Here is a 21805-nt window from a genome sequence, read left to right as displayed (position 1 = left end):
TCATGGCCCAGGCTCAGAGCAAGCCCAACTGGTTCGTCATCGGCATCTCCGCCGCTGTCGTCGTCGTGCTGATCGCACTCGGCGTGGTCGTGGTGTGGATGAACAACCGGGCGACCGACGGCGGGCCCGCGCCCAAGGGCGCCATCATCAACTCCGACACGGGAGCGATCACGTTCGGCAAGGGCGACAAGGTCATCGACACGTACATCGACTTGATGTGCCCGGCGTGCAATGCCTTCGAGCAGACGTTCTCAGAGCAGCTGAAGACTCTGGCAGGCGAGGACAAGATCACCCTGAACGTGCACCCGATCGCGATTCTGGATCGCTACTCCGCGGGCAGCAACTATTCGTCGAGGGCGGCGGCGGCGGTCTACTGCGTTGCGGAGAAGAGCCCTGACAAGACATTGGACTACATCGCCTCGCTCTATCAGAACCAGCCTGAGGAGAACAGCACCGGGCTGAGCGATGCGCAGCTTCAGGACTATGCCAAGCAGGCGGGAGCGGCGGACGCGGCGAGCTGCATGGAGAAGGGCACATATCTCAAGTACGGCGTTGCCCAGGCGAAGGCACACAGCATCCAAGGCACTCCTACCATCGAACTCGATGGCAAGCTCGTCGAGGGACAGAGCCTGCAGGAGATCTTCGCCAAGGTCGACACCTGGGTCAAGGCAATCAACTAGTCAAAGGTGTCGACCTCATTAGACCGGAGGCTAGACATGGAGAGAGTCGCGTTCACAGTCTTGAGTGCGTGAGCTGTGGGCGGATAACCTTTGTGCTGTTTGAATGGTCAAACAGGACAAGGGGGATTGGTAGTGTCAACTCACATTGCCGTTAAGAGGTCAGTTCGTTCGCGCATCGCGGCGGTGGGTGCCGCGCTGGCGCTAGCTGCTGGGGGATTGCTGGCAGCTTCACCCGCACAAGCGGCGCTGACGAAATGCAATATTGCTTACTCGGGGAACACCGTCAGTGGTACGTGCTGGGGAACGAATTGGTCCTCATTCAAACTTAAGTTCACGTGCTACAAGGCGTTTCCATGGGAGACCACCTGGACGCGCACTAGCGGCACGTACGGGACGAGCACGTTCGGCGCCGCGTCCTTCTCGTGGAACGTCGGACGTGAGTGCTCGACGGTCTTTCACGAATGGGTGGCCCAAGCGGTGAACGCCTAGACACGGTGCCGAGCTGAGGGCGACACCCTTGCGTCGCGGGAGTCAGGCATCCAGCCTGGCTCCCGCGTTTATGTTGAAGTAGCTTGTCCCAACAGAGTCCAATGAGACCTACAAGAAGTTCGGCGCCGCGCAGGCCGACAGCCACCAGATCAACGCCACTCCCTCCGTGGAGATCAACGGGAAGCGTCTGGAACTGAGCAACCAGGCCGACCTGCAGAAGCTCGTCAAGCTCATCAGCTGACCCCGAGTTGCCGCTGCGGCACAGACGGTCTAACATAGATCTTTGGTGCCTTGTGCCATGTTCCGGCGTGTCCGGAAGAGGCCGCACCGATCATCACCCATCCACCGCAGATCGACCGATCTGCAGAAGCGTCAGCGAGGCTATGGCTAAGAAAGACGGTGTCATCGAGATCGAGGGCGTCGTGTCCGAGGCTCTGCCCAATGCGATGTTCCGCGTTGAGCTCAGCAACGGCCACAAGGTTCTGGCGACGATCTCAGGAAAGATGCGGCAGAACTACATCCGCATCATCCCCGAGGACCGCGTGGTCGTGGAGCTCTCGCCCTACGACCTGACCCGTGGCCGCATCGTCTACCGCTACCGCTGATCGGTCGAGAAGTAACGGCAGCCCTTCGACAGGCTCAGAGATCCGGTCTCTGAACTCAGGTGGGCCGCACGAAGACAGCGAACAGGAAACATCATGAAGGTCAACCCCAGCGTCAAGCCCATCTGCGACCACTGCCGCGTGATCCGTCGTCACGGACGCGTCATGGTGATCTGCAAGAGCAACCCGCGTCACAAGCAGCGCCAGGGCTGAGCAGGGCCCGGGTCTGATGCTCCGGCATCCGGCCCGGCACTGGACAACTCAATATCGAAACACAGGCAGCATCGGATGCCTCGACCCTTCGACAGGCTCAGGGACCCAGGTCCCGGAGCGACGAGGTCAGCGAGGCGGACACCTCGGGGCGGAGGCCCGGGAACGGATGCTGCTCCACACCTCCACAACACTCCAGGAGATACCGCATGGCACGTCTTGCCGGCGTTGACATCCCGCGCGACAAGCGCGTGGTGATCGCCCTCACCTACATCTACGGGATCGGCCGCACCCGCTCCGTCGAGATCCTCAAGGCGACCGAGATCGACGAGTCGATCCGCGTCAAGGACCTCACCGACGACCAGCTCGTGGCGCTGCGCGACCACATCGAAGGCAACTACAAGGTGGAGGGTGACCTGCGCCGCGAGGTCGCCGCTGACATCCGCCGCAAGGTCGAGATCGGCTCGTACGAGGGCATCCGCCACCGTCGCGGTCTCCCGGTCCGCGGCCAGCGTACCAAGACCAACGCCCGTACCCGCAAGGGCCCGAAGCGCACCGTCGCCGGTAAGAAGAAGGCCCGCTAAGCGGCCAGGGAATAGGAGAACACTTTCATGGCTGCACCCAAGGCCGCCGCGCGCAAGCCGCGCCGCAAGGAAAAGAAGAACATCGCGCTGGGCCAGGCCCACATCAAGTCGACGTTCAACAACACAATCGTCTCGATCACCGACCCGTCCGGCGCTGTCATCAGCTGGGCCTCGTCGGGTGGCGTGGGCTTCAAGGGCTCGCGCAAGTCGACCCCGTACGCGGCCGGCATGGCGGCGGAGTCCGCTGCCCGTCAGGCCGCGGAGCACGGTGTCAAGAAGGTCGACGTCTTCGTGAAGGGTCCGGGTTCGGGCCGCGAGACCGCGATCCGCTCGCTGCAGGCCGCCGGCCTCGAGGTGGGGTCCATTCAGGACGTCACCCCGCAGGCGCACAACGGCTGCCGTCCGCCCAAGCGCCGTCGCGTCTGATCTCGCACGATGATGCCGGTCCCCCGCATGGGGACCGGCATCATCGCCCGCAGAATTCCAAAACTCAAGACCTCACCACACACATGTCATATAGCGGGCATGTGATCGAAAGGAACACATAGTGCTCATCGCACAGCGTCCCACTCTCACCGAGGAAAAGATCTCCGAGAACCGCAGCCGGTTCGTCATCGAGCCGCTGGAGCCCGGTTTCGGATACACGATCGGCAACGCGCTACGTCGCAGCCTGCTCTCGTCGATCCCCGGTGCGTCCGTCACCACCATTCGCATCGATGGCGTGCTGCACGAGTTCAGCACGATCCCCGGTGTGAAGGAGGACGTGACCGAGATCATCCTCAACATCAAGCAGCTGGTCGTCTCCAGTGAGCGCGACGAGCCCATCACCGCGTACCTGCGCAAGACAGGTGCCGGTGAGGTGACCGCGGCCGACATCTCGGCCCCCGCCGGCGTCGAGGTGCACAACCCCGACCTGGTCATCGCCACGCTGAACGACACCGCTCGCTTCGAGCTCGAGCTCACCATCGAGCGCGGACGCGGCTACGTGTCGGCGTCGCAGAACCGCAACGAGTACGCCGAGGCCGGTCAGATCCCGGTCGACTCGATCTACTCGCCCGTTCTGAAGGTCGCCTACCGCGTCGACGCCACCCGCGCCGGTGAGCGCACCGACTTCGACAAGCTCGTGCTCGACGTCGAGACGAAGTCGGCGATCAGCCCTCGCGACGCCGTCGCATCGGCAGCCAAGACCCTCACCGAGCTGTTCGGCCTCGCCCGCGAGCTGAACGTCGAGGCCGAGGGCATCGAGATCGGCCCCGCGCCGGTCGAGGCTGTCCTCTCCAGCGAGCTCTCCATGCCGATCGAGGACCTCGATCTGTCGGTGCGCTCGTACAACTGCCTCAAGCGCGAGGGCATCAACACCGTCTCGGAGCTGGTCGCCCTCTCGGAGACGCAGCTGATGAACATCCGCAATTTCGGACAGAAGTCGGTCGACGAGGTGCGCGACAAGCTCGTCTCGCTCGGCCTGTCGCTGAAGGATTCGGTGCCCGGTTTCGACGGCGCCCACTTCTACAGCGCAGGCGAAGACGAGTCCTTCTGAAACCCGACCTCTTTCCGACCAGGAGATAGACGATTATGCCCAAGCCCACCAAGGGTCCCCGCCTCGGAGGCGGCCCCGCCCACGAGCGCCTGCTTCTCGCGAACCTCGCGGCAGCGCTCTTCACCCACAAGTCGATCAAGACGACCGAGACCAAGGCGAAGCGCCTGCGTCCGCTGGCTGAGCGCCTCATCACGCTCGGCAAGCGCGGCGACCTGCACGCCCGTCGTCGTGCGCTGACGGTCCTGCGCACCAACAAGGACGCCGCGCACATCCTCTTCAACGAGATCGCGCCGCTGGTCGCCGACCGCGAGGGTGGCTACACCCGCATCACGAAGGTCGGCAACCGCAAGGGCGACAACGCGCCCATGGCCGTGATCGAGCTCGTCCTCGAGCCCGTCACCCCCAAGGTGAAGAAGTCGGCGGCCAAGGCCAAGCCCGCAGCAGAGGCCGAGAAGCCCGCCAAGGCCGAGAAGCCTGCCAAGGCCGAGAAGGTCGAGGAGGTCGAGGAGGTCGTCGAGACCCCCGCCGAGACCCCCGCCGAGGAGACCACTGAGGCTCCGGCTGAGGCCGCTGCCGACGAGAAGTCCGAGTAAGAACTCTCGCATCGCGAGAAGAGCCCGCCACCCTTCCGGGGTGGCGGGCTCTTCCGTTGTTCGAGGGCGGCCCCTCGACAGGCTCAGGGGCACAGGCTTCGGGACGAAGGTCAGGCCAGGGCGCGCAGGTCCTTGCGCAGGATCTTGCCGGAGCTGGACTTGGGGATGGCGTCGATGAACTCCACGATGCGCACCTTCTCATGCGGTGCCACCCGGGAGGCGACGAACTCCATGACGTCGTCGGCGGACAACTCGACGCCGGGCTGACGCACGACGAAGGCCTTCGGCACCTCCTGTCCGTCGGCGTCGTTCGCGCCGATCACCGCGGCGTCCGCGATCTGCGGATGCTCCAGCAGCACCGCCTCCAGGATCGCCGGGGCGACCTGATAGCCCTTGTACTTGATGAGCTCCTTGAGCCGGTCGACGATGCGGAAGATGCCGTCCGACGTGACCGTGGCCATGTCGCCCGTGTGCAGCCAGCCATCGGCGTCCAACATCTCGGCCGTCGCCTCGGGGCGCTTGAGGTAGCCGACCATCACCTGGGGCCCCCGGACCCACAGCTCGCCGGGGACGCTGGCGCCCGACGCTGGTGCCTCGACGTCCGCGCCGGTGTCGGGATCGACCAGGCGCGCCTCTGTGTTGGGCACGAGGGGACCGATCGATGACTTGTCGATGCCGTCGACACCGGCGGGGATGATGTTGACGGCCGGGCTGGTCTCGGTCATGCCGTAGCCCTGCACGACCTCGCAGCCGAGGCGCTTCGCGACCGCCGCGGCCAGTGCGCCGTCCAACGGCGCTGCGCCCGAGAAGATCACCTTGATAGCCGACAGGTCGTACTGATCGATGACCGGATGCTTGGCCAGCGCGACGGCGATCGGCGGCGCGATGAAGACCCAGGTGGTGCGGTGCTCCTGGATGACGCGCAGGAACTCCAGCAGATCGAACTTGGGCATGGTGACGAGCCCTGCGCGCTGGCGCAGAGCGAAGTTCAGCAGCACGGTCATGCCGTAGATGTGGAAGAACGGCAGCACCGCCAGCAGGCGGTCCTCAGGTCCGATGTCGGTAGTCGGGATCACCTGCGCGACGTTGGCGATGAGGTTGCGGTGAGTCAGCATCACGCCCTTCGGTCGTCCCGTCGTCCCCGAGGAGTACGGCAGCACGGCCAGGTGCGTGGCCGGGTCGAACGTGACATCCGGAGCCGCGTGCCCCTCGCCGAGCAGATCGCGCAGGCTCGGGTGCCCCTCGGCGCCGTCGAGCACGATCAGGTGATCGGCAGGAAGCCCGAGCCGCTCGGCGGCGGCCTGGGCGTGGGGGAGCAGCGGGGAGACGGTGATGAGCCAGGATGCCTCGGCATCCTGCATCTGGCTCACGATCTCGTCCGCCGTGTAGAGGGAGTTGATGGTGGTGGCGGTCGCGCCCGCGCGCAGGATGCCGTGGAACACCGTCGCGAATGCCGGCACGTTGGGGCACAGCACGGCGACGGCGTCGCCCACGCCGACGCCTCGGGCGGCGAGTGCTCCGGCGAACAGACCGATCTGCCCGACCAGCTGGCGATAGGTCGTCTCGGCGCCCGACGGCCCATCGACGATGGCGACCCGATTCATCGTCTGCTCGTCCAGACCGCCGAACAGGTAGTCGTAGATGGAGACATTCGGGATCTCGACGTCGGGATAGGCGCTGCGGAACATGTGATCTCCTTCGATCGGTCGCCCGCATCAGGCACACGGACGGTTCTGGGAGTCAGTCTCGCACAATCTGAGACACCGTCCCAAGGTCTTGAGGCCGGCCGATCAGCCCCCGGGGACACCGATCACGATCAGCTGATGCCGTGCCGTTAGGCTACGAGGGTGACTGACGCCCAGGGCCTGACCCGAGGGCCTCGCGCCTACCTCGGCTTCGTCGTCATCGGGCTCACCGCCGGTCTCCTGTCGGGACTGTTCGGGGTGGGCGGCGGCACGGTCATCGTGCCGATGCTGGTGCTGATGATGGGCTTCGATCAGCGCCGGGCGGCCGGCACGTCGCTGACGGCCATCGTCCCCACGGCGACGGTGGGCGTCATCTCGTATGCCGCCTCGGGATCGGTGGCGTGGATCGCGGCGCTCATCCTCGCCGCCGGGGCCGTCGTCGGCGCGCAGGTCGGATCCCGCCTGATGCCGCGCATCTCGCAGCGCGCGCTGCGCTGGGGGTTCGTGGCATTCCTGCTGGTCGTATTGGTGAGCCTGTTCGTCGTCATCCCGTCCCGCGAGTCCGTGTTCCACCTCACCGGGCTGAGCGGCGTCGGGCTGGTGCTGGTGGGCGTGCTCACCGGCGTCATCGCCGGGCTCATCGGCGTGGGCGGCGGCGTGATCATCGTGCCCGCGCTCATGGTGATCTTCGGCACCAGCGACCTGGTGGCCAAGGGCACCTCGCTGATGATGGTGATCCCCACCGCGGTGTCGGGCACCATCGGCAACCTGCGCCACCGCAACGTCGACCTGGTGGGCGCGGGCGTCATCGGACTCTCCGCCTGCACCATGACCGCACTCGGTGCGTGGCTGGCCACCCTCATCGACCCCGTCACCGGGAACACGCTGTTCGCGGTGTACATCGTCGCCATCGCCGTGCAGATGGGCATCAAGGCCCTCCGCACCCGCTGAGAATCCCCGGTCCGCACGGCGGGACGTGCGTCGGGCGCGCCGGATAGGATCGAGGGGTGCCCGTGAACAACGATCTGGTCGGCCGCGAGTTTCCGCCGACGGCCCCCTATCTCGTCGGCCGCGAGAAGGTGCGCGAGTTCGCGCGCGCCGTCTTCGCCGACGCCCCGCAGCACACCGACGTCGAAGCGGCCCGTGCGGCCGGCTACGCCGACGTGGTGGCGCCTCCCACCTTCGCCATGGTCATCCAGGACCTCACGCTGCAGCAGCTGCTGGGCGAGCCCGACTCGGGCATCGTGCTGGCGCGCACGATCCACGCCGAGCAGCGCTTCACATACTCCCGCCCCATCGTCGCCGGCGACGAGCTCACCGCGAAGCTCGCCGTCACCGGCATCCGCGCCCTCGGCGGCAATTCCATGATCACCAGCGACGCGACCATCACCGACGCCGACGGCCGGCACGTCGTGACCGCCACCAGCGTGCTGCTGGTGGGTTCGGGAGAGGACGCCTGATGGCCGGATTCACCATGGGCGACGTCATCGCCGAGCGCACCGTGCACCTGACCCGAGAGTCGCTGGTGCGGTACGCCGGGGCATCCGGCGACTTCAACCCCATCCACTACCGCGACGACGTCGCGGCGTCGGTGGGCCTGCCCGGCGTGCTCGCGCACGGGATGCTGACCATGGGCCTGGCATCGTCCGTCGTGCTGGCGGCGCTTCCCGCCGATGTGCACCTGGTCGACTACGGCGTGCGCTTCACCAAGCCGGTCGTGGTGGATCCGCAGGACGGCGCCGACGTGCACGTGCTGGCCAAGGTCGGCGCGGTCGACGAGACCTCCGCGCGCATCGACCTCACCGTGAGGGCCGCCGAGACCACCGTGCTGGTCAAGGCGCAGCTGCGGGTCGCGCTCTGAGATGACGGGCACCGAGATCACGCCCATCCCGCTCCGGCAGCTGACCACGTTGCGCACGGGAGCCGCTCCGGAGCGGATGCTGGACGCCACCAGCACCTCGGAGCTGATCGACGCGCTGCACGAGGCGTGGGCGACGGGGGAGGACTGGTTCGTGCTGGGCGGCGGATCGAACCTGTTCGTCGGTGACGAGCCGTTCGAGGGCGCGGTCGTGCGCATCCTCACCACCGGCATCGAGGAGCTGGCGTCCCCGCACGAGGGGCGGATCCGGCTGCGCGTGCAGGCCGGGCACAGCTGGGACGACGTCGTGGCGTACGCGGTCGAGCGCGGTTACGCCGGCATCGAGGCCATGAGCGGCATCCCGGGCACCGTCGGCGCCGCCCCCGTCCAGAACGTCGGCGCGTACGGGCAGGAGATCCAGGAGACCCTGGTCGAGGTGGAGCTGATCGATGAGGGTGCGGATGCCCCGGTCGTCGTGCCCGCGGCCGAGCTGGGGCTGGGCTTCCGCACCTCGGTGCTCAAGCACCACTACGGCAGCGAGCAGGAGCGTCGGGCCGTCATCACGTCCGTGACGCTCGACCTCGCCGTCACCGGTCCGGCGGGGCGGATCGTGCGGGGCGAGCAGCTGCGCCGCGCGCTGGGCCTTGAGGACTTCGAACCGGTGCCGCTGGAGCGGGTGCGCACACGCATCCTCGCCACGCGCGCCGCGAAGGGGATGCTGCTGGACGAGGGCGACCCCGACACGCACAGCGCCGGATCGTTCTTCCAGAACGCGATCGTGCCCGAGCACGTGGCCCGCACGCTGCCGGCCGAGTGCCCTCGGTGGCAGGTCGAGCCCGACCTGGACACCCTGACCGTCATCCCGCTGGAGGACTATTACGGCCTCTCTCCGCGCACCGAGCGCCCGGAGGGGATGGTCAAGGTCAGCTCCGCCTGGCTCATCGAGCACTCCGGCATCGGCAAGGGCTTCAAGCTGCCGCGCTCGCGCGCGTCGATCTCCACCAAGCACGCACTCGCCCTCACCAACCGCGGCGGCGCGAATGCCGCCGAGCTCGGCGAGCTGGCCCGGTTCATCCAGAGCCGCGTGCACGCCGAATTCGGGCTGATGCTGCAGCCCGAGCCCGTGCTGGTGGGCGTGGAGCTGTAGCTTTCGGCATCCGTCCTGCGTACCATCGCGGGATGACCGCACCCATCCCGTACCTGCTCTTCCCCGGTGACGCGGCAGACGCGCTGCAGCACTACGCGGCTGTCTTCGGTGGCGAGCTGACGATGTTCACCTACGCTCAGGCCGACCGCGCCGACGGGCCGGGGAAGGCGATCGCGCATGGGATGCTGCAGGGTGGCCCCGTCGATCTGGCAGGGGCGGATGCCGCCGACGGCGAGCCCTCGGTCGCCATGCAAGGCATGTTCCTGTCCCTGCTGGGAACGGCGGATGCCGCGACGCTGACTTCGTGGTTCGACGCGCTCGCCGAGTGCGGCGATGTCATCGACCCCCTGCAGCAGCGCCCGTGGGGAGACCACGACGGCACGCTGGTCGACCGGCACGGCGTGCGCTGGCTGGTCGGCTACCAGGGCTGAGCACGCCGAGACCCCCACCTGACCGGCGAAACCACCTCGTGAATCGCATTGTTCACGAGGGGTTTCGACGCTGGTGAGGTGCTTCGACGAAAGAGGTCAGCTCGCGAACAGGCGCTGCAGGCGCTGCACGCCCTCCAGCAGCTGGTCGTCGCCCAGCGCGTACGACATGCGGATGTAGCCCGAGGGGCCGAAGGCCTCGCCGGGGACGACCGCGACCTCGGCCTGGTCCAGGATCAGGTCGGCCAGCTCCAGCGACGTGGTGGGCGTCACGCCGCCCCAGGTGCGACCCAGCAGGCCCTGCACATCCGGGTAGACGTAGAACGCGCCATGCGGGGTGGGTACATGCATCCCGTCGATCTTCGACAGCTCCGCCACGATCAGGCGGCGACGGCGGTCGAACGCCTGCCGCATCTGCTCGGCCTCGTCCTGCGGGCCGTTCAGCGCCGCGATCGCGCCGCGCTGCGCGACGTTGTTGACGTTGCTGGACAAGTGCGACTGCAGGTTGCCGGCGATCTTGATGGCGTCGGCCGGGCCGACCATCCAGCCCACCCGCCAGCCGGTCATCGCGTACGTCTTGGCCACGCCGTTGACGAGGATGGTCTGGTTCGCGGCCTCGGGCAGCGCCTGCACGATCGAAGTGGCCTTCACGCCGTCGTAGGTGAGGTTCTGGTAGATCTCGTCGGAGATGATCCAGATGCCGTGCTCCACGGCCCACTCGGCGATCGCCTTCGTCTCATCTGCCGTGTACACCGAGCCGGTCGGGTTGGAGGGCGAGACGAACACCAGCACGGTGGTGCGCTCGGTGCGCGCGGCCTCGAGCTGCGCGACGGTGACCTTGTAGTCCTGGTCGGCGCCGGCGAAGACCTCCACCGGAATGCCGTCGGCCAGGCGGATGGCCTCGGGGTAGGTGGTCCAGTACGGCGCCGGCAGCAGCACCTCGTCGCCCGGGTTGATCACGGCCTGGAACGACTGGTACACCGACTGCTTGCCGCCGTTGGTGACGATGATCTGGCTGGGGGATACCTCGAGTCCCGAGTCGCGCAGCGTCTTCGCGGCGATGGCCTCGCGCAGCGCCGGCAGCCCGGGTGCGGGGGTGTAGCGGTAGTTGGCGGGGTCGGCCAGCGCCACGGCCGCCGCGTCCACGATGAACTGCGGGGTGGCGAAGTCGGGCTCGCCGGCGGCGTAGGAGATGACGGGCTTGCCCTCGGCCTTGAGGGCCTTGGCCTTGGCATCCACCTTGAGGGTGGCGGACTCGGCGATGGCGGAGAGCTTGCGGGAGAGAGGTGCGCGTTCGGTCACGCCTCAATCGTACGCGGGCGCGACCCCGCGCGTGCAGTCAGCAGGAGTCGGCGAAGCGGCGGAACGGATGCTGCGGATCGGAGACGTCGACGAGCGCCGTCGCGTCGTCGTGCGGCTCTTCGCTGCCCGCCAGCAGCCACACGCTGAAGTGCCACATGCCGCGGCGGCTGGGATCCAGCAGCCCGGCGTCGCCGGCCACGATCAGCACGGCATCCGCACCGGCATCACGGAACGGCGCCACGACCCGCGAACGCAGGGTGTCGGCATCCGGTGCATTCGGCGTGACCGCGGTGGCCGGGATCTGCCGTTCGGCGAAGGCTGCGGACAGCGCCGTCGCGAATGCGGTGGAGCGTTCGGCATCCGGACTCGACACCGCCAGCAGGCGGGAGCCGTGCGCGTAGGAGCGCAGGAACTCATCGACGATCTCGGACAGCAGGGAGGTCTCAGCGGGCATGCCTCCAGGCTACGCCGCGGTGCGCCCCTTCGACTCGCCGGCGCTCGTTCAGCACAAGCGACGGGCTTGGCGCCTCCCGGGATGGGAAAAGCGGACCACTGGGCTGGGCGGCGGGCACAGGGATACGTGCCTCGAGCTTGTCGAAGGGTCGTCAGCGCTCTACGAGTATGCCGTCCTCGTCCGCATACAGCCGAGCACCGGGACGGAAGACCACACCGCCGAACTCGACGGGCACGTCCACCTCGCCGACGCCCTCTTTGGCGCTCTTGCGCGGATTGGTCCCCAGCGCCGCGACGCCCAGCGCCATCGACGCCAGCGCCACGCTGTCGCGCACGCAGCCGTGGATGACGACGCCCGCCCAGCCGGTATCCACCGCGCTCTGCGCGATCATGTCGCCCATCAGAGCGGTCTGCAGGGAACCCGCCCCGTCGACGACCAGCACCGCGCCGTCTCCGGGCGTGGCCAGCAGGTGCTTGACCAGGGCATTGTCCTGGAAGCAGCACACGGTGCGAATGGGGCCCTCGAACTGCGTGATGGCGCCGAAGGAGCGCAACTGCAGGGAGAGGGACTGCAGGCTCTCGCCGTGCAGGTCGTAGAGGTCGGCGGTGGTGGTCATGGGGCTCCTCGCTTGTCGGACGATGACCCTTCGACGGGCCCAGCGGCCCATTGCTGGGGCCCTGAGCCCGTCGAAGGGTCGGAGGATCGAATCAGTTCGAGTCTGTCAGCTGAACTGGTTCATGGTGTTGTCCTTGCCGCCGGCCTTCAGGGCGGCATCCCCGGCGAAGTACTCCTTGTGGTTGTCGCCGATGTCGGAACCCGCCATGTTCTGGTGCTTGACCGTGGCGATGCCCCCGCGGATCTCGCGGCGCTGCACGTCGCGGACGTAGGTCAGCATCCCCTCGTCGCCGAAGTAGCCCTTGGCCAGGTCATCCGTTGACAGGGCGGCCGTGTGGTACGTCGGCAGCGTGATCAGATGGTGGAAGATGCCCGCGCGGGCCGAGCTGTCGCGCTGGAAGGTGCGGATGCGCTCGTCGGCCTGGCGCGCCAGCTCCGTGTCGTCGTACTCGACGCTCATCAGCCTGTCGCGATCGTAGCCCGAGACGTCCTCGCCCAGCTCCGCGAGGGCGTCGTAGGCCTGCTGGCGGAAGTTCAGCGTCCAGTTGAACGACGGGCTGTTGTTGTAGACCAGCTTGGCGTTCGGCACGGCCTCGCGGATGCGGTCGACCATCCCGGCGATCTGCGCGATGTGCGGCTTCTCGGTCTCGATCCACAGCAGGTCGGCGCCGCCCTGGAGCGACGTGATGCAGTCCAGCACCACCCGGTCCTCGCCGGTGCCCTTGCGGAACTGGTACAGGTTGCTGGCCAGGCGCTTGGGGCGCAGCAGCCTGCCTTCGCGACGGATGACGATGTCACCGTCGGACAGCTCGGCCTCGCCGACCTCCTCGACGTCCAGGAACGCGTTGTACTGGTCGCCCAGGTCGCCAGGAACCTGTGAGACCGCGATCTTCTGCGTGAGGCCGGCGCCGAGGGAATCGGTGCGGGCGACGATGATGCCGTTGTCGATGCCGAGCTCGAGGAACGCGTAACGGACCGCATTGATCTTCGCGAGGAAGTCCTCGTGCGGCACGGTGACCTTGCCGTCCTGGTGGCCGCACTGCTTCTCGTCGGAGACCTGGTTCTCGATCTGGATGGCGCACGCGCCGGCCTCGATCATCTTCTTCGCCAGCAGGTACGTGGCCTCGGGGTTGCCGAAACCCGCGTCGATGTCGGCGATGATCGGCACGACATGCGTCTCGAAGCTGTCGATCTGCGACTGCACGAACTCCGCTGCGGTGTCGTCGCCGGCGGCGCGGGCCTCGTCGAGCTGGGTGAACAGCAGATCCAGTTCACGGGCATCCGCCTGGCGCAGGAAGGAGTAGAGCTCGCGGATCAGCGCGGGGACGACCGTCTTCTCGTGCATGGACTGGTCGGGCAGCGGCCCGAACTCGGAACGGAGGGCGGCGACCATCCAGCCGGAGAGGTAGAGGTAGCGCTTGTTCGTGGTCTTCAGGTGCTTCTTGATGGAGATGAGCTTCTGCTGGCCGAAGAAGCCGTGCCAGACGCCCAGCGACTGGGTGTACACCGACGAGTCGGCGTCGTACTCGGCCATGTCGCGGCGCATGATGTCGGCCGTGTACTGCGCGATGTCCAGGCCCGTGAGGAACCGGTTCTGCGCCCGCATGCGCGCGGCGGACTCGGGGTCGATGGCGTTCCAGCCAGCGCCGGCGGCGTCCTTCAGCTCCTGGATGGCGGCGATGTCGTCCTGGTAGTCGGTCATGTCCTTGCCTTTCGTGGAAGGGGTCGTGTGGGGTCAGTCGGTCAGGAAGCGCGAGTACGCCGGCAGCGTCAGGAACGCGGGGAACTCAGGTCTCAGGGCCGCCTCGCGGAACAGGTCCGCGGCGTCGTCGAAGCGGTCGCCCTCGGCTCGTGGCGTCTGCGCGAGCATGTCGCCGATCAGGCGCTCGACGTACTCGACGGTGATCAGGTCGCCCTCCTCCGTGCGGCGGTCCTGGTGGATCCACTGCCACACCTGCGAACGGCTGATCTCGGCGGTCGCGGCATCCTCCATCAGGTCGTCGATCGCCACCGCGCCCTGGCCTCGCAGCCACGCCTCGATGTAGCGGATGGCCACGGAGACGTTCTCGCGCACGCCCTTCTCGGTGATGGGGCGGCCGATGCGCAGGTCCAGCAGCTGGGCGGCCGTCACGTGCACGTCGGAGCGGTCCCGGTCCAGCTGGTGCGGCTTCTCGCCGAGTACGGCGTCGAACTCGGCCTGCGCGGCGGGGATCAGGTCGGGGTGTGCCACCCAGGTGCCGTCGAAGCCGTCGCCGGCCTCACGGCGCTTGTCCGCGGCCACCTTCTCCAGCGCCCGCGCGGTGACCTCGGGGCTGCGGCGGTTGGGGATGAACGCGCTCATGCCGCCGATGGCGTAGGCGCCGCGCTGGTGGCAGGTCTTCACCAGCAGCTCGGTGTAGGCCCGCATGAACGGCACCGTCATGGTGACCTCGCTGCGGTCGGGGAGCACGAAGCGCGCGCCGCGGCCGCGGTAGTTCTTGATGATCGAGAAGATGTAGTCCCAGCGGCCGGCGTTCAGGCCAGCGCAGTGATCGCGCAGCTCGTACAGGATCTCGTCCATCTCGAACGCGGCGGGCAGGGTCTCGATCAGCACCGTCGCGCGAATCGTGCCGTGCTCGATGCCCAGGTACTCCTCGCTGAACGAGAACACGTCGTTCCACAGCCGGGCCTCTTCGCTGGACTCGAGCTTGGCCAGGTAGAAGTACGGGCCGCGGCCGGAGTCGATCAGCGCCTTCGCGTTGTGGAAGAAGTACAGCCCGAAGTCGGTCAGGGAGCCGGACGCCGGCAGCACCCGCCCCGTGCGGTCGGTGAACTCGATGTGGTTCTCACTGAGGTGCCAGCCGCGGGGCCGCATCACGATGGTGGGGGTGTGCTCGGCGGTGACCCGGTACTCCTTGCCCTCCGGGCTGGTGTACGCGAGCTCGCCGCGGATGGCGTCGCGCAGCGAGAGCTGGCCGCCGATGACGTTGCGCCAAGTGGGACTGGTGGCGTCCTCCTGGTCGGCCAGCCACACCTTCGCGCCGGAGTTCAGGGCGTTGACGGTCATCTTCGGGTCGGTGGGGCCGGTGATCTCCACGCGGCGGTCCTCGAGCCCGGGACCGGCGCCGGCGACGCGCCAGTCGGCGTCGTCGCGGATGTGCGCGGTGTCGTCGCGGAAGTGCGGGTCGTGGCCGTTGCCGATCTCGAAGCGACGGCGCATCCTGTCCGCAAGGCGATCGTGACGGCGTCCGGCGAAGCGATGGTGCAGCTCGGCGAGGAAGGCGATGGCCTCGGGAGTGAGGATCTCGTCGAACCGGTCGTTCATCGGGCCGGTGATGCGGATGGCGGGACCGGACGTCATGACGGCGTCGACGATCCCGATCGGTGCGGTCTGTGTGGCAGTGGCGATGCTCATGATCTGTCTCCTCCGTGAGATGGGATGCCGGGGTGGCTTGGGATCAACTCTGCGTGAAGTTCCGCAGTCTCTATGACCAAATCAGGGGAGAAGTTTTTGCGAATTTCTGTTTCTGTGACACACTGCTGCGATGACCCTTCGACAGGCTCAGGGACCCAACTCAGTGGAAGAAGAATCGGATGCGCTGACCATCGGCCGGCGCATCCGTCAACTGCGCACCGCGCAGGGGATGACGCTGGAGGAGCTCGCCGGTCGCATCGGACGTGCACCCAGCCAGCTGTCGATGTTCGAGACCGGCAAGCGCGAGCCCAAACTCACGCTGCTGCAGGGCATCGCCCGTGCTCTGGGCACCACGATCGACGCGTTGCTGGAGGGTGAGCCGCTCGACGAGCGCAGCAGCATGGAGATCGCGCTGGAGCGCGCCATGAAGGGTCAGACGTTCCAGACCCTGGGCATCTCGCCGTTCCGCATCGGCAAGTCGCTCTCATCCGAGGCGCTCGCCGCGCTGCTGGCGCTGCACGGCGAGATCGAGCGGCTGCGCGACGAGCGCGCAGCGACTCCCGAGGAGGCCCGGCGCGCCAACGTGGAGCTGCGGCACCTCATGCGCCGCCAGGACAACTACTTCGCCGACCTCGAAGCGAAAGCGGCGGAGATCCTCGCCGCCGTGAAGCATCCCGGCGGCCCGATCACCCAGCGCACGGCATCCGAGATCGCCGCCCACCTGGGGTTCACCCTGCACTACGCAGCCGATCTGCCGCAGTCCACGCGCAGCGTGGCCGACCTGGCGAACGGCCGTCTGTACCTGTCCCGCAGCATCCCGGCCAAGGGCGACGCCCGCACGGCCGTGCTGCAGGCGCTCTCCAGCCGCATCCTCGGCCACGCCGAGCCGCGCAGCTACGCCGAGTTCCTGCGCCAGCGCGTGGAGACCAACTACCTCACCGGCGCGATCCTCGTGCCCGAGGCGCACGTGGTGCCGGTGCTGAAGGAGGCCAAGGCCCGTCGCGCCATCTCCATCGAGGACCTGCGCGACGCCTACTCGGTGTCGTACGAGACCGCCGCGCACCGGTTCACGAACCTGGCCACCCGGCACCTGGACATCCCGGTGCACTTCCTGAAGGTGCACGAGTCAGGCACCATCACCAAGGCATACGAGAACGACGACGTGAACTTCCCGACCGACAAGCTGGGCTCCATCGAGGGGCAGATGTGCTGCCGACGCTGGACCAGTCGTGAGGTGTTCGAGATCGAGGACCGCTTCAACCCCTACTACCAGTACACCGACACCGGCAACGGCACCTACTGGTGCACGGCCCGCGTCGAACCCTCCAGCGAGGGCCTGCACTCGGTCAGCGTGGGCGTGCAGTTCGACGACACCAAGTGGTTCGTGGGCCGCGACACCACCAATCGTGGGGTGTCCAAGCACTCGGTGGAGACGTGCTGCCGCCGTGCGCCCGCCGACCTGGAAGCCCGCTGGCGCGATCAGGCCTGGCCCAACGTGCGCACGCCTCGCACCCTGCTGGCGACCCTGCCGACGGGCGCGTTCCCGGGCGTGGACACCACCGACATGTACGAGTTCCTCGAGGCGCACGCCCCGCGCTGAGCCTGAGTCACAGCAGGCCACCGGTCGCGCGGGAGACCGGCGGCACCACGGGCTGGTGCGCGGGCCGCTCAGGTTCCTCCGCCGCGCGCAGCGCCGCCCACAGCTCCGCGCGGGCGGGGAACGACGACAGCTCCGCGCCCAGCAGAGCGGATGCCTGGGCGATGCGGGTGCGCAGAGTGTGACGGTGGATGCCGAGCGCCGCGGCGGTGTGCTCGGCGTGCGCGTCGTGCTCCAGCCACACCCGCAGCGTGCGTTCGAGCTCACTGCCGGCGGCCTGGTCGTGCCGGCGCAGCGGGGCGAGCCTGGTGCGCGCCAGCAGGCGGGCCTCGTCGGTGGCGAAGGCGTCCAGCACGCCGCCGGACGCGGCATCCCCGTACCTGGTGACTCCCGCACCTCCGCGGCGCAGAGCGGTCAGCGCTTGGGCGCGGGCCTGCGAGAACTCTGCGTAGTCCACGGCGTCCGAGACCCCCATCGGCACGGCGAACTGCGCGGCCGCCGCATCCAGCCTCGAGGCGTCCCCCGCGCTCACGCACATCACCAGACCGTCCTCCGACTCCGCGACGAACGAGGGCGCGTTGATCTGCTCCCACCAGTCGATCAGCGGGCCGCTGCGCTCCGGCACGCCCACGGCGACGACCACCGGGGCGGGAGGCAGGGCGCCCATCACGCGCCGCGCGGGTGCCGGATCACCGGTCAGCAGCGTCGCCAGCACCTGCGTGTGCAGGCGGCGTCGCGCCCTCGCCAGCTGCTCGCTCTGCTCCAGTGCGAGGCCCGCCATCGCGGTGACCGAGGTCACGACCGCACGGGCCTCGGCATCCAGTGCCACGGCGGTGATGGCCAGCGCTCCGCGCAGCTGGCCGGTGCGTCCCAGCGTGAGGATCGTGAAGGCATCCGGCCCGTCCTCGATCGTGCGGCTGGCTGATCCGCCGCGCGCCAGCAGCTGCGCGACGCCGTCGGTGACGGCGTCCGCCCCGTGCGGCAGGGCAGTCGGATGCTGATGGACGAGCGCCCCGGCTGCGTCGAACAGCCCGACCCAGCAGCCCAGCCGGCGGGACAGCTCGGACAGCGCGGCCTCGACGCCCCTCGGTCGGAGCGCGGCGATCGCGAGCGCGCGGTGCGCCTCCAGGGCCCAGGTGCGCCGCGCGTAGGCGTGCGCGGCGATGGCCTCGGCGTGCGCGCGGGCGATGGCCAGGAAGGGGATGTCGTAGGGCACCTCGAACAGCGTCAGCCCGGCATGCGTGCACGCGGCCACCAGCTCGTCGGGCACGCCCTGCCGGTGCACGCCTGACCCGAAGCCCAGCGCTGCCACGCCGCGGTGCACGAGCCGGGCGACGTAGGCGGTGGCCGCGTCGGTGTCGTGGTCGGCCAGTTGGGTGCCCGTGGTCAGCAGCACCACGTCGTCCGACAGGAACGGCGTGGGGTCGAACAGGTCGCTGGAGTGCACCCAGCGCACTTCGCGGTCCATGGCCGCCTGCTCGGCGTCGGGGTCGGCGGCGATCGACACCGTCGCCAGGCGCAGTTCACGGTGGCCGAGCAGCATGCGCAACGTGGGCGCGGGGGTCTGATCCACGGCATCCGCTCCCTCTGTACAGACCGGCGAAGAACTGATCATGATTGTACAAGCCGGCCAATGACGTCCGCCGTTCGGCGGACGTAGCCTCGCCTCATGACACTCATCGACGAGACCACCACGATTCCTCTCGGCGGACCCGGCCTTCCGCAGGTCCGTCGAATCGTCACCGCACTGCCCGGCCCGCGGTCGGCAGAGATCCTCGCGCGCAAGTCGGATGCCGTCGCCGCGGGCGTCGCGCACTCCATGCCCGTCTCCGTGGTCGCGGCCGGCGGGGGAGTCGCCGTGGACGCCGACGGCAACTCGCTCATCGACCTGGGATCCGGCATCGCCGTGACCAGCGTCGGCAACGCTCACCCGAAGGTCGCCGCGGCCATCGCCGCGCAGGCCGCGCAGTTCACGCACACCTGCTTCATGGTGTCCCCCTACGAGTCGTACGTCGACGTCGCCGAGGCGCTGAACCGCCTGACCCCGGGCGATTTCGCCAAGAAGAGCGCGCTGTTCAACTCCGGCGCCGAGGCCGTCGAGAACGCCATCAAGATCGCCCGCAAGCACACCGGGCGCCCCGCCGTGGTGGCCTTCGACCACGGTTACCACGGCCGCACCAACCTCACCATGGCGCTGACGGCCAAGGCCATGCCGTACAAGAGCGGCTTCGGCCCGTTCGCGCCCGAGGTGTACCGGGTGCCCGGCTCGTACCCGCTGCGCGATGGACTGACCGGTCCCGAGGCCGCGGCCAACGCGATCACGCTCATCGAGAAGCAGATCGGCGCCGCCAACCTCGCCGCCGTCATCATCGAGCCCATCCAGGGCGAGGGCGGCTTCATCGTCCCCGCCGACGGGTTCCTCGGTGCGATCGTCGACTGGTGCCGCGCCAACGGCGTGGTGTTCATCGCCGATGAGGTGCAGACCGGCTTCGCCCGCACCGGCGCCATGTTCGCCAGCGAGATCTTCGGCATAGAGCCCGACATGATCACCACCGCGAAGGGCATCGCCGCGGGCCTCCCGCTGGCAGGCGTCACCGGCCGTGCGGAGATCATGGACGCCGCGCACCCGGGCGGCCTGGGCGGCACCTACGGCGGCAACCCCGTCGCGTGCGCGGCGGCCGTCGCAGCCATCGACGCCTTCGAGAACGAGGGCCTGGTCGAGCGCGCGCAGCAGATCGGCGGCATCCTGCGCACCCGGCTCGACGCCCTTGCGGCATCCGACCCGCGTATCGGCGAGGTGCGCGGGCACGGCGCCATGGTGGCGGCCGAGTTCGTCGACCCCGCCACCGGCGCACCGGACGCCGCCCTCACCGGCGCCGTCGCCAAGGCCGCCATCGCCGAGGGCGTCATCGTCCTCACCTGCGGCACGTTCGGCAACGTCATCCGCTTCCTCCCGCCGCTGAGCATCGGCGACGAGCTCCTGAACGAGGGACTCGACGTCATCGAGGCCGCGCTGAAGCGCTCCTAGACCGTCGGCCGCGATCTCGGTCGGGGGATCACGGTTCGCGGCCGACCACTTCCCGCAGCACATCCCACACAGAATCGAGACGACATGAGCACTCTCGCAGCGAACGAGCAGGAACTCCTCGCACGCGTCCCCGGCGGCCTCTTCATCGGCGGCCAGTGGTCGGATGCCGAGCAGGGGCGCACCTTCGACGTGCACGACCCGTCCACCGACCAGGTGATCGCCTCGATCGCCGACGCGTCGCCCGCCGACGGCATGCGCGCGCTGGACGCCGCCGTCGCCGCGCAGGACGCCTGGGCCGCCACGGCGCCCCGCACGCGCAGCGACATCCTGCGTCGCGCGTTCGACCTCGTGCAGGCGCACAAGGAGGACCTGGCGCTGCTGATGACGCTGGAGATGGGCAAGCCGCTGGCGGAGTCCCGCGGTGAGGTCGTCTACGGCGCCGAGTTCCTGCGCTGGTTCAGCGAGGAGGCCGTGCGCATCACCGGCCGTTACGGCAGCAACCCCGAGGGCACCGGGCGCATGATCGTGTCGCAGCGACCGGTGGGCCCATCGTTCTTCATCACCCCGTGGAACTTCCCGTTCGCGATGGCCACCCGCAAGATCGCCCCGGCGCTGGCCGCGGGCTGCACCGTGGTCGTCAAGCCCGCAGCGCTCACCCCGCTGACCACGATCTTCTTCGCCAGGCTGCTGGAGGAGGCGGGGCTTCCCGCGGGTGTGGTCAACGTCGTGCAGACCTCGCACTCCGGCGCGCTGTCCAGCCCCATCATCGCCGACCCGCGGCTGCGCAAGCTGTCGTTCACGGGCTCGACCCCGGTCGGGCAGAAGCTCATGGCCCAGGCCGCACAGGGCATCCTGCGCGTGTCGATGGAGCTGGGCGGCAACGCGCCGTTCGTCGTGTTCGAGGACGCGGACCTGGACAAGGCCGTCGACGGCGCGATGATGGCGAAGTTCCGCAACATCGGCCAGGCGTGCACGGCCGCGAACCGCTTCATCGTGCACGAGGACGTCGCCGACGAGTTCGCCCGCCGTGTCACCGAGCGCGTGCAGGCCATGAAGATCGGCCGCGGCACCGAGGACGGCGTCGCCATCGGACCGCTGATCGACGCGGATGCCGTGTCGAAGGCGCAGGAGCTGGTGGGGGATGCCGTGCAGCGCGGCGCCCGCGTGCTGGCCGGCGGCAACGCGCTCGAGGGCGAGGGCACGTTCTACGAGCCCACCGTGCTGACAGACGTGGTGCCCGGAAGCTCGATCCTCACCGAGGAGATCTTCGGCCCGGTGCTGGCCATCTCGCGCTTCTCCGACGAGGCCGAGGCCGTTCGCCTGGCCAACGACACCGAATACGGTCTGGTGGGCTACGTGTTCACCCAGGACCTGGCTCGCGGCCACCGCATGATCGATGCGCTGGAGACCGGGATGATGGGCCTGAACGTGGGCGTGGTCTCCAACGCCGCGGCCCCGTTCGGCGGCGTCAAGCAGTCCGGCATCGGCCGCGAGGGCGGGCTCGAGGGCATCCACGAGTATCTGTCCACCAAGTACACGCTGCTCCCCAACAGCTGACCCCCGCCCCGGCGATCACGCGGCGCGATCCGGCCGCGCGATCGC

General features: G+C 68.5%; 22 protein-coding genes. 15 read left to right on the top strand and 7 right to left on the bottom strand.

What is annotated here, in order from left to right; genetic code table 11:
* The 7 genes from WA967_RS01910 to rplQ all read left to right on the top strand — a co-directional run.
* Positions 1-680, top strand: a 680-nt coding sequence (locus tag WA967_RS01910; RefSeq protein ID WP_424419205.1) for a DsbA family protein, incomplete at its 5' end; no start/stop codon positions are given.
* Positions 681-1552: 872 nt separating this feature from the next.
* Positions 1553-1774, top strand: a complete 222-nt coding sequence (infA, locus tag WA967_RS01905) for a translation initiation factor IF-1 (protein ID WP_018171468.1) — start codon at positions 1553-1555, stop codon at positions 1772-1774.
* 93 nt (positions 1775-1867) lie between these two features.
* Positions 1868-1984, top strand: coding sequence for a 50S ribosomal protein L36 (gene rpmJ, locus WA967_RS01900; protein WP_071644008.1), 117 nt, complete (start codon positions 1868-1870; stop codon positions 1982-1984).
* 206 nt (positions 1985-2190) lie between these two features.
* Positions 2191-2565, top strand: coding sequence for a 30S ribosomal protein S13 (rpsM, locus tag WA967_RS01895; RefSeq protein WP_116241763.1), 375 nt, complete (start codon positions 2191-2193; stop codon positions 2563-2565).
* Between the two features lie 27 nt (positions 2566-2592).
* On the top strand, positions 2593-2991 hold the full coding sequence (gene rpsK / locus WA967_RS01890; RefSeq protein WP_071644012.1) for a 30S ribosomal protein S11: 399 nt from the start codon (positions 2593-2595) through the stop codon (positions 2989-2991).
* A 121-nt stretch (positions 2992-3112) separates the two neighbouring features.
* Complete coding sequence (locus WA967_RS01885) at positions 3113-4102, top strand: DNA-directed RNA polymerase subunit alpha (RefSeq protein WP_298865801.1); 990 nt, start codon at positions 3113-3115, stop codon at positions 4100-4102.
* Between the two features lie 35 nt (positions 4103-4137).
* Positions 4138-4695 (top strand): 50S ribosomal protein L17, encoded by a 558-nt coding sequence (gene rplQ, locus WA967_RS01880; protein WP_424419204.1) that lies wholly within the window; start codon positions 4138-4140, stop codon positions 4693-4695.
* Positions 4696-4805: 110 nt separating this feature from the next.
* On the opposite strand, the gene WA967_RS01875 is transcribed toward rplQ, so the two are convergent.
* A complete protein-coding gene (locus WA967_RS01875; protein WP_424419203.1) occupies positions 4806-6383 on the bottom strand; it encodes an AMP-binding protein in 1578 nt (525 codons plus the stop codon).
* 159 nt (positions 6384-6542) lie between these two features.
* On the opposite strand from WA967_RS01875, the gene WA967_RS01870 reads away from it, so the two are divergent.
* The 5 genes from WA967_RS01870 (at position 6543) to WA967_RS01850 (ending at position 9816) form a co-directional block, all read left to right on the top strand.
* On the top strand, positions 6543-7331 hold the full coding sequence (locus WA967_RS01870; protein WP_424419202.1) for a sulfite exporter TauE/SafE family protein: 789 nt from the start codon (positions 6543-6545) through the stop codon (positions 7329-7331).
* A 62-nt stretch (positions 7332-7393) separates the two neighbouring features.
* Positions 7394-7840 (top strand): FAS1-like dehydratase domain-containing protein, encoded by a 447-nt coding sequence (locus tag WA967_RS01865; protein WP_424419207.1) that lies wholly within the window; start codon positions 7394-7396, stop codon positions 7838-7840.
* Positions 7840-8241: a MaoC/PaaZ C-terminal domain-containing protein gene (locus WA967_RS01860; RefSeq protein ID WP_424419201.1), complete on the top strand. Its 402-nt coding sequence runs from the start codon at positions 7840-7842 to the stop codon at positions 8239-8241. The genes WA967_RS01865 and WA967_RS01860 overlap by 1 nt, the downstream gene beginning before the upstream one ends.
* Before the next feature lies 1 nt (position 8242).
* Positions 8243-9385, top strand: a complete 1143-nt coding sequence (locus tag WA967_RS01855) for a UDP-N-acetylmuramate dehydrogenase (RefSeq protein WP_424419200.1) — start codon at positions 8243-8245, stop codon at positions 9383-9385.
* A 32-nt stretch (positions 9386-9417) separates the two neighbouring features.
* On the top strand, positions 9418-9816 hold the full coding sequence (locus WA967_RS01850; RefSeq protein ID WP_424419199.1) for a VOC family protein: 399 nt from the start codon (positions 9418-9420) through the stop codon (positions 9814-9816).
* 96 nt (positions 9817-9912) lie between these two features.
* Here WA967_RS01850 and WA967_RS01845 read toward each other — a convergent pair whose 3' ends face one another.
* From WA967_RS01845 to aceB, 5 genes are all read right to left on the bottom strand, one after another.
* Complete coding sequence (locus tag WA967_RS01845) at positions 9913-11115, bottom strand: pyridoxal phosphate-dependent aminotransferase (RefSeq protein ID WP_424419198.1); 1203 nt, start codon at positions 11113-11115, stop codon at positions 9913-9915.
* Positions 11116-11152: 37 nt separating this feature from the next.
* A complete protein-coding gene (locus WA967_RS01840) occupies positions 11153-11569 on the bottom strand; it encodes a hypothetical protein (protein WP_424419197.1) in 417 nt (138 codons plus the stop codon).
* 151 nt (positions 11570-11720) lie between these two features.
* On the bottom strand, positions 11721-12185 hold the full coding sequence (gene rraA, locus WA967_RS01835) for a ribonuclease E activity regulator RraA (protein WP_424419196.1): 465 nt from the start codon (positions 12183-12185) through the stop codon (positions 11721-11723).
* 105 nt (positions 12186-12290) lie between these two features.
* On the bottom strand, positions 12291-13886 hold the full coding sequence (locus WA967_RS01830; protein WP_424419195.1) for an isocitrate lyase: 1596 nt from the start codon (positions 13884-13886) through the stop codon (positions 12291-12293).
* Positions 13887-13919: 33 nt separating this feature from the next.
* The gene (gene aceB / locus WA967_RS01825) at positions 13920-15524 is read right to left on the bottom strand and encodes a malate synthase A (protein ID WP_424419206.1); all 1605 of its coding nucleotides are present in this window, start codon (positions 15522-15524) and stop codon (positions 13920-13922) included.
* Between the two features lie 184 nt (positions 15525-15708).
* Here aceB and WA967_RS01820 point away from each other — a divergent pair, with 184 nt between their 5' ends.
* Positions 15709-17178 (top strand): helix-turn-helix domain-containing protein, encoded by a 1470-nt coding sequence (locus tag WA967_RS01820; protein ID WP_424419194.1) that lies wholly within the window; start codon positions 15709-15711, stop codon positions 17176-17178.
* A 7-nt stretch (positions 17179-17185) separates the two neighbouring features.
* On the opposite strand, the gene WA967_RS01815 is transcribed toward WA967_RS01820, so the two are convergent.
* Positions 17186-18748: a PucR family transcriptional regulator gene (locus WA967_RS01815; protein WP_424419193.1), complete on the bottom strand. Its 1563-nt coding sequence runs from the start codon at positions 18746-18748 to the stop codon at positions 17186-17188.
* Positions 18749-18844: 96 nt separating this feature from the next.
* On the opposite strand from WA967_RS01815, the gene gabT reads away from it, so the two are divergent.
* A complete protein-coding gene (gene gabT / locus WA967_RS01810; protein ID WP_424419192.1) occupies positions 18845-20203 on the top strand; it encodes a 4-aminobutyrate--2-oxoglutarate transaminase in 1359 nt (452 codons plus the stop codon).
* 84 nt (positions 20204-20287) lie between these two features.
* A complete protein-coding gene (locus WA967_RS01805) occupies positions 20288-21760 on the top strand; it encodes an NAD-dependent succinate-semialdehyde dehydrogenase (protein WP_424419191.1) in 1473 nt (490 codons plus the stop codon).
* Positions 21761-21805 lie beyond the last annotated feature (45 nt).

Origin of the sequence: Microbacterium sp., assembly GCF_049650565.1 — a bacterium.
GTDB lineage: Bacteria > Actinomycetota > Actinomycetes > Actinomycetales > Microbacteriaceae > Microbacterium.
The sequence above is the reverse complement of the archived record's forward strand: the minus strand, read 5'-3'. Positions and strand labels throughout refer to the sequence as shown.